This window comes from Pantoea sp. ME81 (genome assembly GCF_903970985.1).
In the GTDB taxonomy this organism is placed as follows: Bacteria; Pseudomonadota; Gammaproteobacteria; order Enterobacterales; family Enterobacteriaceae; genus Pantoea; species Pantoea communis.
Window position 1 is genome coordinate 1 of record NZ_CAJCKS010000124.1, and the last position, 14,042, is coordinate 14,042.

Consider the following 14,042-nt stretch of genomic DNA (forward strand, 5'->3'; position numbering starts at 1 on the left):
GAGCTGGCGACGGTGTCGCACACCAGACGCGTGGCGCTACCCACCACCACAAAGCTCTCACTGTTGATGCGGGCGATATCGACACTGCGCACGCGCGTTGCGCCCTGCGCTTCAATCACCGCGCTGCCGGTCATGATAGTGATGCCTTTGAGACGCGCCTGTTTCACCAACTCGCCGTCCGGACTCGGACGCGCATCAGCAATTGCCACCACTTCACGCCCGCTCTCCAGCCAGTCCAGCGCTGCACGGTAGCCGTCATCATTGCTGGTGGAGACCACCAGTTTGTTGCCCGGCACGACGCTATAGCGATGGATATAGGTGGAAACCGCACCCGCCAGATAGTTACCGGGAATGTCGTTGCCGCTGTACACCAATGGACGTTCATGCGCACCGGTGGCCAGCACCACCCGCCCGGCACGTACCCGGTGCATACGTTGACGCGCCTGTTTGTGCCCCTTGATGGCTGGTGCGGTGATCGACAGGTGATCGGTGCGACGCTCAAGTAGCGTGACAAAGTTGTGGTCGTGATAGCCGTTGGCGGTGGTTTTTGCCAGCAGCTGTACGTTGTCCAGCGCCTGCAAGGTTTGCAGCACATCGCGGGCCCACAGCGCGGCGCCTTTCTCATCAATGATTTCACGGCTGTCGAGCAGGCTGCCGCCCATCTCTTCCTGCTCATCCACCAGGATCACGCGCACCCCACTGCGCCCTGCGGCCAGCGCCGCAGCCAGTCCGGCTGGGCCAGCGCCAATCACCAGCACATCGCAGTGCTGATTGAAGTGATCATAAATATCGGGATCGGCGACGGTTGGGCTACGGCCCAGACCGGCCCCTTTACGAATGTATTTTTCGTAGGTTTTCCACATCGACGCCGGCTGTTTAAAGGTTTTGTAGTAGAAACCTGGCGGCATAAAACGCCCACCGATTTTGCCTACCACGCCCATCAAATCGCGATCGACATTCGGCCAGCCATTGGTGCTGGCGGCTACCAGCCCCTGGTAGAGCGCTTGTTGGGTAGCACGCACGTTGGGGATCTGCTCCTGTTCCGCGCCACCGAGCTGTACCACGGCGTTCGGCTCTTCCGCACCGGCCGCAACAATGCCGCGTGGTCGGGAGTATTTAAAGCTGCGATTGACCACATCAATGCCGTTGGCGATCAGTGCTGATGCCAGGGTGTCACCAACGAAACCTTCCAGCGTTTTGCCATTGAAAGTGAAAGTGATTTTGCGGCTGCGATCGATGCGACCGCCCTGTTTGAGGCGATTGACCTGGCTCATGATGCGCCTCCGGCCTGCACTTTTACGTTCTCATTGGCCGCTTCTCGTGCATCCTGGCGCACCGGTAAGGTCACCACTTCTGCCTGCACGTTTTTGCCTGGCTGCTCACCGATTTTGTAGGTTTCCAGGATCTCGTAGGTCACGGTATTGCGCGTGATATTAAAGAATTTTCGGCAACCCACCGCGTGCACCCAGAGTTCGTGATGCACGCCGCGTGGATTATCACGGAAGAACAAATAGTCGCCCCACTCTTCGTCACTGCAGGCTTCCGGATCCTTAGGGCGCGCCAGATGTGCCGGGCCTTTGGCATGAAACTCTTCTTCTTCGCGATGCTCCTGGCACCACGGGCAATAAATATGAAACATGTTGTCTTTCTCCCGAACAATAATCAGTGCGCAACGGCTGCAGCGCCGTGCTCATCCACCAGAGCGCCGGTGTGGAAACGGTCAATAGAGAACGGTGCCGCCAGAGGGTGCATTTCACGTTTAGCCAGACTGGCGGCAAACACGTGCGCCGATCCCGGTGTCGCTTTAAAGCCGCCGGTGCCCCAGCCACAGTTGAAATAGAGGCCGTTCACCTTGGTTTTCGAGATGATCGGACTGGCATCTGGCGTGGTATCTACAATGCCGCCCCATTGGCGGTTCATGCGAACGCGCGAGAAGGCCGGGAACATCTCAACAATCGCCTGCAGGGTGTGTTCGATAATCGGATAGCTGCCGCGCTGGCCGTAACCGGTGTAACCATCAATGCCCGCACCAATCACCAGATCACCTTTATCGGACTGGCTGATGTAACCGTGTACGTGGTTCGACATCACCACCGTGTTGACCACCGGTTTGAGCGGTTCGGAGACCAGCGCCTGCAAAGGATGTGATTCCAGCGGCAGTTTGATGCCGGCCATATTGGCCAGCACGCCCGAGTTACCCGCCACCACGCAGCCCACCGTCTTCGCTTCGATAGCACCGCGATTGGTATGCACGCCATAAATCTGGCCATCACGGATCATCAGGCCGGTGACTTCGGTCTGTTGCAGGATATCCACACCATGCGCATCTGCGCCGCGAGCAAAGCCCCACGCTACCGCATCATGACGCGCCACACCGCCACGCGGTTGCCAGGAAGCGCCCATGATTGGGAAACGTGCGCGAGCAGAGCAATCCAGCAGCGGTTCAAGATCCTGTACGCCGCGAGTATCCAGGACTTCACCGTCAATGCCATTCAGGCGGTTGGCGTTGACACGTCGCTGGATATCACGCATGTCCTGCAGGGTGTGCCCCAGATTCAACACGCCACGCTGCGAGAACATCACGTTGTAGTTCAGCTCCTGAGTCAGCCCTTCCCACAATTTCACGGAGTGCTCGAACAGCGCGGCGGCTTCATCCCACAGATAGTTCGAGCGCACGATGGTGGTATTACGCGCGGTGTTACCGCCGCCCAGCCAACCTTTCTCGATCACCGCCACATTGCGGATACCAAACTCTTTCGCCAGGTAATAAGCCGTCCCTAAGCCATGTCCGCCCCCGCCGATGATGATCACGTCGTAGGACTTTTTCGGCGTGGGGTTGCGCCACATGCGCTGCCAGTTTTCGTGATAACTCAGTCCGTGGCTAATCAGCCCGAAACCAGAAAAACGTTGCATACTCGTCTCCTAAAACTCCCGGCCCTGAGCCGGGAAAATGGTCAGGCAATGGCTTTTTTGGCGATAGCCTGTGGTGAATGCTCGCCATACACCGGATGTCTGGCACACAGCTCTGATACGTTGAAACGCACCCAGGCTTCGATGTTGTCGCTGTTCTGTTTCAACGCCAGCACATCGAGGATGTCGCAAATCCAGCCCGCCAGGGTTTCGCACTCTTTCTCACCAAAGCCGCGCGTGGTCACGGCTGGCGTGCCGATGCGTAAACCGGAGGTCACAAACGGGCTTTGTGGATCGTTGGGCACAGAATTTTTATTCACGGTGATATGCGCGCGGCCCAGGGCAGCATCGGCTTCTTTGCCGGTGATCTCCTGACCAATCAGCGAAACCAGGAACAGATGGTTGTCGGTGCCGCCTGACACCACGTCGTAGCCGCGTTTGATGAACACTTTCGCCATGGTTTTGGCGTTATCGATCACTTTGGCCTGGTAGTGAATGAAGTCCTGCTCCATCGCTTCACGGAAGGCCATCGCTTTGGCAGCAATCACGTGCATCAACGGGCCGCCCTGCTGGCCAGGGAACACCGCGGAGTTGAGTTTTTTGTACAGCGCTTCATCACCGTTCGCTGAAAGAATCAGACCACCGCGCGGACCGCGCAGGGTTTTGTGCGTGGTGGTGGTCACCACATGTGCATGCGGTAACGGGTTGGGATAACAGCGCGCAGCGACCAGACCCGCCACGTGCGCCATATCCACCATCAGCCAGGCGCCAACGCTATCGGCGATTTCGCGGAAGCGTTTCCAGTCAACGATGCGCGAATAAGCAGAGAAACCGGCCACAATCAGTTTCGGCTGGTGCTCCTTTGCCAGACGCTCCACTTCCTGATAATCAATCTCACCGGTTTCGGCATTCAAACCGTATTGCACGGCGTGGTAGTGCTTACCGGAGACATTCGGTGCGGCGCCATGGGTTAAGTGACCGCCGTGCGCCAGGCTCATGCCGAGAATGGTGTCGCCGGGTTTGATCAACGCCATAAACACCGCGGCGTTCGCCTGAGCACCGGAATGGGGCTGTACGTTGGCGTAATCCGCACCAAACAGCAGGCAGGCACGCTCAATGGCTAAACGTTCGATGGTGTCGACATGTTCGCAGCCGCCGTAGTAGCGTTTCCCCGGATAGCCTTCAGCATATTTGTTGGTGAGCTGGCTGCCCTGCAGCGACATGACCTGGGAGCTGGCATAATTTTCCGAGGCGATTAACTCGATGTGTGTTTCCTGTCGCACCAGCTCGCCCACTACGGCGGCAAACAGTTGTGGATCGGCACTGTTCAAATCATTTGCATTCATTGCTACACCCTCATCATCAGGATTAGTGGCCAAATTCAGTACGTTTTCACACTACTGAATATCACCGGGTGCAAGCTTGAACGTTTGCGACATTTAATATGAAAAAATCGCGACAACCATTATTTATCAATGATTTAATTTTTGAAGGTGATTTGTATTGTTTGAGGTGCATCACGATTGGATAAGAAAATGTGATGTCTGATTGGAAAGGCTTAAATCGGGTGGGAGGAAAAAATTAAGTAAATCAGTGGGTAATCATTTGGTGCAGCAACAATGAAATAACGAGAGCGCTGAAATCAACGCCCTTCAATTGCACTATCAATATGAATAAAGAATGGATCGACATGCTGCTGATCGCGCAATGCGGCCTGCTTGCGTGCCAGGCTGGGAGGATAACCAAAGGCATCGCGGAAATGGCGGGAAAAATGCGCGGTATCGGAGAAGCCACAGCGCTCGCCAATTTCTGTCACTGTTTTCGCGCTGTACAGCAGAAGCCAAAGACCATAACGCAGTCGTAAGTCACGCGCGAAGCGTTGCGGACTGACGCCCAGCTCATCTTTGAATTTACGCTCAATATTGCGTCGCGAGGTATTGAGGCGTTGCGCGAGTTGCTCAACCGAAATCACCTCGCCCATATGTTGGGAGATCACATCAACGGCACTGCGCACCATGCGATCTTTTATTTTTTCGAAGATCACCGGTTGCGGCTGCGGATGATGCGTGGTGCGCGCTTCATCAATCAGCATGATATGCAGACTTTTTATCGCCCATGCGCGGCCCAGATGGCGTTCAATCAGATGCGCGGCAACATCCGCCGCCGCCACGCCACCGGCACAGGTAATCAGCTTGCCTTCATCGACAAAGATGCGATCGGCTACCGGGGTGATATCGGGAAAACGCCGCTGTAAATCACCATGGTGATACCAGCTGACACAACACTCTTTTCCCTTCATGACGCCAGCCTGAATCAATGCAAAGACACCGGTACATAAGCCGACCAATGGCGTGCCAAACTGCGCGGCAAGGCGAATATAATCCAGCGCGCGATGATCGGTTTTGTCCTTCTCATCCTGCACCCCGCCAATCACCACGATGTAGTCAAAATGTTCCGGGTTCTTGAGGGCTTCACAGGGCGAGATCACCGCGCCACAGCTTGAAGTCGCTTCACTGCCAGAGCTGGACATGAACGTCCAGCTACAGCGCAGCTGACGGCTGCGATCGCCTTCATCGGCGGCGAGACGCAGGCAATCCACAAAAGCCGCAAACGGCAGCAGCGTAAAGCGGTTCAGCAGGACGAAACCGACCGACAGCGGCGTCGCCTGTTCATTGGGTTTGTTACGGGAAGTCATGGCAAGATCCTCGTTCCATCATTGCGATGCCGCCGCAAATGCACCCGGTGTAATGCCAAAATGGGCGCGGAATTTCTTGATGAAGTGGCTTTGGTCGAAGAAGCCCACTTCACTGGCGGTGTGCGCGGCATCGAAGCCCTGCGACAGCAGTCGTTTTGCCCGCATCAGTCGAATCTGCGTGAGGTATTGATGTACCGATAAGCCGGTCAGCTTCTGGAAGGTGCGCATAAAATGGTATTCGCTTAGCCCGGCGACGGCGGCGATTTCACTGACCGCCAGCGGCTGATGGTAATCGCTGTGCAGAAAATCGATCGCCTGCCGAATATCGGCGCGTAACGCATGCCGCTCACCGCCTTTTAACGTGCGTTCGCCGTGTTGACGGATTAACGCGCTCAGCACCTGAAACAGCGCACACTCTTTTTCCACTGCGTCCGGACTTTCTTGCATCACGGCGGAAGCCTGCAACATCTGCTGCGCCAGCAACGGATCATACCGCATCCCTTCCGCACCAAAATTGAGTTCACCTTTGCCGCCGATTTGTGACTCCGCGATCTCATTAATCAGTGCGGCGGAAGGATAAAACGCGCAGTAATCCCAGCCTTCCTCACGCTGGACCGCTTCACCGGTGTGCACTTCTCCCGGCAGAATCACCATCACCGTGCCAGCGGCGGCAATCCCCTGTTGACGGCAAATACGGGTACGTTGTGCCCCTCGGGCAAACGCCGCGATCACAAATTCGTCGTGGAAGTGTGGCGGATAACTGTGCTCGTAGCAGCGTGCACGCAGGATTTCCATACCGCCGTGCATACCACGGTCACGCCACAATTTGATGTCATCACGTTTTTCCTGCATCACAAATCCTTCGCTGATGTACTCCGGGAGCAGGATTTTACTATAGCCTTGCGCATCGTGGCTTAAAATTGGTGCATCTGTTGAGAAGGTTTTGGAAAATTGTCATGTCGTTGAATAGTCACACCCTGCCGAAACACAGCGATCCACTGAGTTTTCGCGCGGGTTTTATCGCCTGTTTACCTACCGTGCCCGGTTACCTGAGCATCGGTTTTGCTGCGGGTGCCATTGGCACGCTGGCCGGTTTCTCCGTATTGCAAACCGCGCTGCTGGCGACGCTGCTCTACACCGGTTCGGCGCAGTTCTTATTTTATTCGCTATGGGCAGCAGGCGCGGAAATGACCTCGGTGGTGCTGAGTGTGATGCTGGTTAATCTGCGCTACTTGCTGATGAGTTCAGCGATTAGCGTGTTCTTCCGTGGCCAAAGTGGCTGGCAGAAAGTCGTCAGCGGCCTGCTGCTCACCGATGAGACCTTCGGCGTCGCGGTACAGCACGGCAGCCAGCACGGCAAAATCGCCTTTGCCTGGATGTTTGGTCTTAACCTGCCCGCCTGGCTGAACTGGATTATTGCCTGTGTGATTGGCGCTTATGCCGCATCTGCCGTCCCTGAATCGCTGATGGCCGGATTGAGTTTTAGTCTGGTATCGATGTTTATCGGGCTGATTCTAATGACGTGGTTTGCCAGCCGCCGCAAATGGCTGGAGACGCTGGCGATTGTGGTTGCGGTGCTGGTGACCTATTTTTCTGCGGGACATCTGGATCTCAGCGTAGTGGTGATCATCGCCGCCTCGATTGCCGCCAGTCTGGCCACGCTGCTGTTACGCATGAAATACAAGGAGGGGAAATAACATGGAGCGTAATGTCCTGATGACCATTGTGGTTGCCGCGCTGATCACCGCGGTGATGCGCGTTGGCCCGATTCTGCTGCTTTCCCGCTTCCGACTCGCCCCGCTGGCGCAACAGTGGCTGAGCTTTATCCCGGCGGGCATTATGGCGGCCATTGTCACGGCCGAGTTGATCGAAAAGCCGGCGTTAACCGCTTCAGGTTTGAGTTTATCGTTACTGGCAGCGCTGATTGCGGCGATCACCGGCATCGTCACGCGCGGTTTGTTTGCCACCGTGCTGGCTGGCATGGTGGCGTATACCGCGCTGCGCTATGGGTTTGGTTTGTAACGTGAAGCATCGGGTGCGGAATGAATTCCGCACCGTGATGTCAACTCGCCTCTGCTGCAGGTGTCCGTTTTCCCTTCAACATATTTCTCAACGCTGGTTCGAGATATTTGGTGATAAACCAGGCCAAATAATAGAGCCCTGCGGCGACCACAATCGGCATGAGCAGCATGACTGTTTCACTTTTGATCTGCACATTCATTTTTATCAGTATGGCAATCATGAGGTTTTCATGTATCAGATAGTAGGCGTAACTGGCAAAACCTATCGCAGTGAAAAATCGAACGGATAACAAACGCTCCAGTTGTTTTGAATAAAAACTGGCAATAAAGAAAAGCATGACCAGCAGTAAGGGAATGACCGTTAGGGCACCCGCATTTTTAACGTAGTAGCTGAAGTTAATGAGCGTCGCGACAACCACAACCGCATAATGAAAGCCTTTGTCACGGCCATGCATTCTTTCATATACCAGGCAGCCGATCATAAACCACGCGTAGTGAATAAAACCAAACTTAGCAATAACATCAATGAAAATGGGATGACCTAAAGATTTTAATACCGAGGAGGCGGACAGCAGTAACATGGGCACCAGCAAGACCGGCAGGCAATATTTCCGTCCCAGGGTAAAATAGATGGCACCAATAATCAGATAGAATACCGCTTCAACGTACAGCGACCAAAAAGAACCCGCCATCGATTTAAATTCAATACCGGTTATTTGTGTCAACGTTTCAGGATTAGTGAAGATCAGCCCAGGTAGCAGATTCCTGACATAGGGTGTCATAGCCGACCATTCCGGGAAAAACCCACCCACAGCATAGAGTAACAAACTGGCAATCAGCATTGCCGGAAACAGTCGCAGCCAGCGTTTTTTCAGGAAGCTGATATAGCTATCAGACTTATCCAGCGTCATAAATATGACAAAGCCGGAGATCATGAAAAACAACTCAACACCAAGCCAGCCGAAAGAAAAAACTGGAATATGTTGTGTGAGGTTTACATAGGGCAAGAGTTCTGGCCAACGTGCATACGCGTGGTAACCAATCACCATTAAGATGGCAAGACCGCGCATTCCGTCAAGATGCTTGATGCGTGCGTGCATAATTCCCTCAGGAAAGATGTCCGGATGTGTAAATGCAACTTAGCACTGACAATTATTTACTCACAATAAGAATTATTCTGATTAAAACTTTTCTTAATGCACGTTTTTTAATGCTTGAAGGCATCAAGCATTAATTCCCACTGGACTTACCAATCCAGAATGGAGCAAACTCTAATCCTTTTATTACCCGGCACTTAAGACCATCCGCCTTCTTAAAACACCTTTGAGTGGATATTGAACAAACCCGTTATAAGTAAAGCTTAAACGGGTTTGTTCATGATTCTTCAACAGTGGAGCTAATGAATTTAAAATGACATATTTAAAAAAGCACGATTTATTCCGGTAGCAACGCCTGTAAAATTCGCTGCGCGTCATTCGCCGTCAGCGAGTAGTCATAAAATTCAAGGTAGCGGTTATAAGCTTCTGCTCGCTTCGCCGCCTCGGGCGTACCCAGCACTTGCGCCGTCGTGATCAGTGAACGCTTCATCGAAGCAAAATCATCGAAGTTCATTGCCAGTACCGGAATACCCGCAAGTCGATACGCTTCCGCATCAGGATCATTCGCTGGCACAAAGATAGCGTCAACATGGCGCACCACCAGTGCTTCACTGGCAAAGGTTTTCCCCTTCGCCTGCAGTGCCTGATTGAGGGATGGCTGAACCTTAAACATCCACGGACGATCGGCGGGATGATTCACCGTCGCCACGATGCGATCCCCCGCGCCCAACGTCATCAACAACGAGTGATGAGCAAACCAGGCGTCAGCAATATGCATCGCCGGTTGGCTGATTTCGACATGATGGCCAGTGTCATCGATCACCGTTTGGGCTGAAGCCAGTGTACTCACCATCAACATCGGTAATAACCGACGCCACATTTTGCTCATCATTCACTCCCTTAGAAGTTAAGTTGCATGGAGACCTGCACCATACGCGGCGCGCCGAGAGAAGCACTGGCATAGCCTGCACCGCTGTAACCGTTCAGACCACCGGGCACGATATTGGTCCAGTAATGGCGGTTGGTCAGGTTAGTGACATCAAGTCGGAAGGTGGTGGCGGTATCAAACAGCCGGGTCTTATAAGCTGCACCGGCATCCAGCGTGGTATAGCTCCCTACCCAACCGTCATTTTGATTGTCGGTAGTGCGACGCCCAACATAGTGAATGCCGCCGTGAATATCGGTACCGCTGAACATCGGTAAATCGTAAGCGGCAAACAGGCTGGCGGTATAGCGAGGCAAGCCAACAATCTGCTTGTCATCGGTTTGTGTGCTGGCGGTGTCCAGCAGACGCGGATCTAACCACGTCATGCCGCCAAACAGATGCAGACGATCGGTGAGGTCACCATCCGCCATCAGTTCCAGCCCACGGTTACGCTGTTCGCCATCGATAGCGTAATCGCCGCTGGCGTTGGTGTAAGCGAACGGGCGTTTAATCTGGAACAGCGCGGCAGTCAGCAGCAGTTTATTGACCGCCAGCTTGCTGCCCACTTCCACCTGACGGCTGCGATAAGGCGCCAAAATCGCACCGGCATTGTTGGCCGTGGCCGGTGCGGTGTCCCCTTGTTGCAGGCTATCAGCGTAAGTGACATACAGCGTCAGGGGATCAACCGGTTTATACGTCAGGCTGGCGGAACCGCTGAATCCGCTATTAGCAGAGTCACTGCTGCGACTGCCCGTTTTGCTGTAGTTGGACGAACTCAGCAGGCTCTCACTGCCCGCCAGTAACAGGCTCCATTGCGGGGAAAACTGCAGATTATCGCTGAGCAGAAATGCATGCTGGCTGGCAGTGGCGGAATGATAGCGGTCGGTAAAATCAGGGTAGTCCGGTTCAGCGAAAGCCTGGGGATTATCCAGCGAAGCGCTGCCCAGGGTCGAGGAAGCCCCGTTGCGGGGGTTGTAATTCTTCCAGACAAAACCGCGCAGCCCGGTTGAAATTTGATGATGAATCCACCCGGTATCCACTTCCCCATTCACATTCGCCATGTAGCTATTAATCGTAAAGCGGCTGGCGGTGGCAGATGAAGTGGTGGTGGTGTAGTCGCCGTGGCTGTCGGTGAAGGTGTTGGTTACCGCCGTGGATTCGCGATCGGCAATCTGACGTAAAACGCCGATTTCACCCTGCCAGTTTCCGTCGAAGTCATGTTTGAGATGCAGGCCAGCAGTCAGCGTGTGATTATCATCACCCGCATAAGATTGCCCCAGGTGCGCTGTTTTCGGATCGGGCGCAGACGGGAATGACAACCCCTTGCCAAGCGCAAATTTGCCCGGCAGGCCTTTATCGTAGAAATGGTAATAGCTGAAGTTGGTTTCCAGCACCGTTTGATCGGTCAGATTCGCATCGAGCGCCAGGCTGAACAGCTGACGGCGAACTTTGCTGCCTTTCACATAGCCATCGCCTTCATCATCGAGGAAATTAAGGCGATAACGCAGACGGTCGTTGCTATCCAGCGGCCCACTAAAATCACCGGCCAGCTGATGGCTTAGCCCGGTCCCCGCGCCCACAGTAATGGAGTGCACAGGCGTGTCACTGGCGCGTTTGCTCACGAAATTGAACAGACCTGCCGGATTGGCCGGACCATACAAGGATCCGGCGAGACCATTCAGCACCTCAATGTGATCAAACTGTTCAGCGGCGTAGTCGGTGGTCGATACCACATTCAGCCCATCGATCATGCTGTTCTGCACCACACTGCCCTGCATACCCCGCGTTTGCGGGCGTGCCCCATCCCCCTGTACCGATGGCATGTAACGATACAAATCGCTGACGCTTTTCAACTGCTGGCGCTTCATCAACTCAGGTGACAGGGTTTGCACCGACCACGGCGTGTTGCGCACTTCCTGTTTGCCGAGATTGCCCAGCGTGGCTTTTTTATCGGTTTCTGCAGGAGGTTGATTCGGCGAGGCAGTCACTGCAATGGTCGGTTGCTCGGATGTGGCATACAGCGGAACGGCGGACAACAACATGGCACTGGTGAAACCTGTTTTCACCAGGGTGATACGCTTGATAAACATGACATTTCCAGGATGACTGACGAAAGGGGGTGAGCGCGTTAAGCTAGCGCTATATTTTCGATTATATATCGATAAGATTCGTCAACCTATTGTTTATCAGCGTTATATTACTGATCCGTCACTGTTTTTTATCAGGCGAAAGGTCCTAGGCCGACGGATTCTCGCATCATCACTTCACCCGAGAAGCGCTGGCGATTGCGCATTTCGCCCCCGTCGAGCATCGAAATCAGCCTTGCGAGCGTTTCCTGAATCATCTCCGTCACCGGCATTTTCACGCTAGAGAGCGATGGAACGGTGAAGGGGGCCAGCGGAATATCATCAAATCCCAGCACGGAGACCTGAGCCGGAACCGCAATGTTGTGCGATGCCAACGCTTTTAACGCTCCTACCGCCATATCATCATTACTGGCCACCAGTGCGCTAAACGGACTGCCCTGGTTTAACAACGTTTCTACCGCCGCTACGCCGTTTTGCGCCTGCCACTTCCCTTCAATAATCAACGCTTGCTGAACCGGAATCTGGTGTTTTGCCAACGCCGATTGGTAGCCCGCCAAGCGCTCACGGCCGGTGGGCGAATCGAGCGACCCGGTAATAAAGGCAATGTCACGATGCCCCAGTTTGATTAACGCTTCAACGGCGTCGGCGCTGGTGCGTTGTTGATCGGCGTAAATACAGTAGCTGTCGTGTTGCCGCAGACGACGGTTGATCACCAGAATCGGATGCGAGTGCTGATCGATGATAGCGTCCATTTCTTCAATGGTGAGAAAGCGCGGATAGATGATGACGCCGTCACAGCGCAAATCGATCAAAAATTGAATCGCAGCACGCTCCTCTTCCGCGCTGTGTTTGCCATCCACCAATAGCAGTTGTCGCCCCTGCTGCTCCATCAGTCGGGCGGAATGCTGCATGAGCTCAGTAAAATAGCTGCCGGAATAGAGGGTGTTGGTGATCACCAGGCCAATAGTCTGGCTCGACTTGGTTGCCAGATTTCGCGCCAGTAAATTGGGGCGAAAGCCGGTTTCCGCGATGGCTTTAAATACCAATTCCCGCTTCTCTTCGCTGACATAACCGTTGCCGGACAGCACACGTGACACCGTGGCTTTCGATACGCCTGCGACCTTCGCCACCTCAACTATGGTTGCCATTTTTCACTCTGATTTACGCTCGTATCGCTGAAGTGTACCTAAGTCGCGAATTATGCGGAGAATTTTTTCACCGTAATGTTTGCCCGCTCCTCACTTCGTTATCGATCACTATCACATTTTTAAACATCAAATTTTAAACTTCTTGCCAGCCATTAATTTCATATTCATGATTTTGTGAAACCGGTTTCTCATGACTCGCAATAGATATGCGGGCAAACGTACCCCTACTCAAAAAAATCAGAGACCTACAATCCATGGCTAAAAATTATGCTGACGTTTCACGCGCCATCGTGGCTTCGCTCGGCGGCTTAACCAATATTGAAGCCGTCACGCACTGCATGACGCGCCTGCGTTTTGTGCTACGCGACACTACCCTGATCGATAACGCCACGCTAAAAGCGATTCCGGGCGTGATGGGCGTGGTGCATACCGATACGCAATGCCAGGTGATCATTGGCAATAACGTCAATCTCGCGTATCAGGAAGTGCTTAAACTCGGTACACCGAATAGCGATAATAGCGCCCCAGTGAAACGCAAAATCACCCTACGCAGCATTGGCGCGGGCATTCTTGATGCGCTGGTGGGCACCATGTCGCCGCTGATCCCGGCGATCATCGGGGGATCGATGGTCAAGCTGCTGGCAATGGTGCTGGAGATGAGCGGCGTACTGGAGAAAGGTTCGTCTACGCTGGTGATCCTGAATGTGATCGGTGACGGCGCCTTTTTCTTCCTGCCGGTAATGGTGGCGGCCTCGGCGGCACTGAAATTCAAAACCAATATGTCGTTGGCGATTGCGATTGCTGGCGTACTGGTGCATCCCAACTTTATTGATTTGATGGCCAAAGCGGCACAAGGCCAGGCCGTGGAGTTCGCCTATATCCCGGTGACGGCGGTGAAATACACCTACACCGTCATCCCGGCGCTGGTGATGACGTGGATCCTGTCGCACATCGAATACTGGGTGGATCGCTTTACCCCTGCGGTCACCAAAAACTTCCTTAAACCGATGTTGATTGTGTTGATCGCCGCACCGATTGCCATTGTGCTGATTGGTCCGCTAGGCATCTGGATTGGTAGCGGTATTTCAGCGCTGGTTTATACCATTCATGGCTATCTGGGATGGCTGTCCGTGGCGATCATGGGCGCGCTGTGGCCGCT

Annotated in this window: 13 protein-coding genes; 3 read left to right on the forward strand and 10 right to left on the reverse strand. The window is 54.0% G+C overall.

From position 1 onward, the window contains the following. From H7A81_RS19255 to H7A81_RS19280, 6 genes are all read right to left on the reverse strand, one after another. On the reverse strand, positions 1–1,274 hold a 1,274-nt coding region (locus tag H7A81_RS19255; protein ID WP_182058432.1), incomplete at its 3' end, for a 2Fe-2S iron-sulfur cluster-binding protein. Next, complete coding sequence (locus tag H7A81_RS19260) at positions 1,271–1,639, reverse strand: sarcosine oxidase subunit delta (RefSeq protein WP_182058433.1); 369 nt, start codon at positions 1,637–1,639, stop codon at positions 1,271–1,273. The genes H7A81_RS19260 and H7A81_RS19255, both read right to left, overlap by 4 nt. A 23-nt stretch (positions 1,640–1,662) precedes the next feature. After that, a complete protein-coding gene (locus tag H7A81_RS19265; protein ID WP_182058434.1) occupies positions 1,663–2,913 on the reverse strand; it encodes a sarcosine oxidase subunit beta family protein in 1,251 nt (416 codons plus the stop codon). 41 nt (positions 2,914–2,954) lie between these two features. Next, on the reverse strand, positions 2,955–4,256 hold the full coding sequence (gene glyA / locus H7A81_RS19270) for a serine hydroxymethyltransferase (RefSeq protein ID WP_034824019.1): 1,302 nt from the start codon (positions 4,254–4,256) through the stop codon (positions 2,955–2,957). A gap of 296 nt (positions 4,257–4,552) precedes the next feature. Beyond that, positions 4,553–5,605 carry a GlxA family transcriptional regulator gene (locus H7A81_RS19275; protein WP_034824021.1) on the reverse strand — a complete coding sequence of 351 codons (1,053 nt, stop codon included), beginning with the start codon at positions 5,603–5,605 and terminating at the stop codon, positions 4,553–4,555. Between the two features lie 18 nt (positions 5,606–5,623). Beyond that, positions 5,624–6,457, reverse strand: a complete 834-nt coding sequence (locus tag H7A81_RS19280; RefSeq protein WP_166934630.1) for an AraC family transcriptional regulator — start codon at positions 6,455–6,457, stop codon at positions 5,624–5,626. A gap of 104 nt (positions 6,458–6,561) precedes the next feature. Between H7A81_RS19280 and H7A81_RS19285 the strand changes: the two genes are divergently transcribed. Beyond that, positions 6,562–7,302, forward strand: a complete 741-nt coding sequence (locus H7A81_RS19285; protein ID WP_182058435.1) for an AzlC family ABC transporter permease — start codon at positions 6,562–6,564, stop codon at positions 7,300–7,302. A 1-nt stretch (position 7,303) separates the two neighbouring features. Beyond that, positions 7,304–7,627 carry an AzlD domain-containing protein gene (locus tag H7A81_RS19290; protein WP_034824025.1) on the forward strand — a complete coding sequence of 108 codons (324 nt, stop codon included), beginning with the start codon at positions 7,304–7,306 and terminating at the stop codon, positions 7,625–7,627. A 40-nt stretch (positions 7,628–7,667) separates the two neighbouring features. Here the strand turns inward: H7A81_RS19290 and H7A81_RS19295 are convergent, their stop codons facing one another. From H7A81_RS19295 to H7A81_RS19310, 4 genes are all read right to left on the reverse strand, one after another. Continuing rightward, positions 7,668–8,726, reverse strand: coding sequence for an acyltransferase (locus H7A81_RS19295; RefSeq protein ID WP_182058436.1), 1,059 nt, complete (start codon positions 8,724–8,726; stop codon positions 7,668–7,670). A gap of 334 nt (positions 8,727–9,060) precedes the next feature. Next, positions 9,061–9,612 carry a hypothetical protein gene (locus H7A81_RS19300; RefSeq protein ID WP_255478998.1) on the reverse strand — a complete coding sequence of 184 codons (552 nt, stop codon included), beginning with the start codon at positions 9,610–9,612 and terminating at the stop codon, positions 9,061–9,063. 11 nt (positions 9,613–9,623) lie between these two features. Continuing rightward, positions 9,624–11,738 (reverse strand): TonB-dependent siderophore receptor, encoded by a 2,115-nt coding sequence (locus H7A81_RS19305; protein WP_255478999.1) that lies wholly within the window; start codon positions 11,736–11,738, stop codon positions 9,624–9,626. A 131-nt stretch (positions 11,739–11,869) separates the two neighbouring features. Then, entirely contained in the window at positions 11,870–12,883 is a 1,014-nt protein-coding gene (locus H7A81_RS19310; RefSeq protein WP_182058437.1) for a LacI family DNA-binding transcriptional regulator, read from the reverse strand. Positions 12,884–13,137: 254 nt separating this feature from the next. On the opposite strand from H7A81_RS19310, the gene H7A81_RS19315 reads away from it, so the two are divergent. Then, positions 13,138–14,042: PTS transporter subunit EIIC (locus H7A81_RS19315; protein ID WP_182058438.1), on the forward strand; the 905-nt coding region annotated here is incomplete at its 3' end.

What these genes read in the sequence shown, in the direction of transcription:
- H7A81_RS19260 (WP_182058433.1), bottom strand. Translation starts at nt 1,639, where the DNA reads ATGTTTCATATTTATTGCCCGTGGTGCCAGGAGCATCGCGAAGAAGAA.
- H7A81_RS19310 (WP_182058437.1), bottom strand. Translation starts at nt 12,883, where the DNA reads ATGGCAACCATAGTTGAGGTGGCGAAGGTCGCAGGCGTATCGAAAGCC.
- H7A81_RS19295 (WP_182058436.1), bottom strand. Translation starts at nt 8,726, where the DNA reads ATGCACGCACGCATCAAGCATCTTGACGGAATGCGCGGTCTTGCCATC.
- H7A81_RS19305 (WP_255478999.1), bottom strand. Translation starts at nt 11,738, where the DNA reads ATGTTTATCAAGCGTATCACCCTGGTGAAAACAGGTTTCACCAGTGCC.
- H7A81_RS19285 (WP_182058435.1), top strand. Translation starts at nt 6,562, where the DNA reads ATGTCGTTGAATAGTCACACCCTGCCGAAACACAGCGATCCACTGAGT.
- H7A81_RS19280 (WP_166934630.1), bottom strand. Translation starts at nt 6,457, where the DNA reads ATGCAGGAAAAACGTGATGACATCAAATTGTGGCGTGACCGTGGTATG.
- H7A81_RS19300 (WP_255478998.1), bottom strand. Translation starts at nt 9,612, where the DNA reads ATGAGCAAAATGTGGCGTCGGTTATTACCGATGTTGATGGTGAGTACA.
- H7A81_RS19290 (WP_034824025.1), top strand. Translation starts at nt 7,304, where the DNA reads ATGGAGCGTAATGTCCTGATGACCATTGTGGTTGCCGCGCTGATCACC.
- H7A81_RS19275 (WP_034824021.1), bottom strand. Translation starts at nt 5,605, where the DNA reads ATGACTTCCCGTAACAAACCCAATGAACAGGCGACGCCGCTGTCGGTC.
- glyA (WP_034824019.1), bottom strand. Translation starts at nt 4,256, where the DNA reads ATGAATGCAAATGATTTGAACAGTGCCGATCCACAACTGTTTGCCGCC.
- H7A81_RS19265 (WP_182058434.1), bottom strand. Translation starts at nt 2,913, where the DNA reads ATGCAACGTTTTTCTGGTTTCGGGCTGATTAGCCACGGACTGAGTTAT.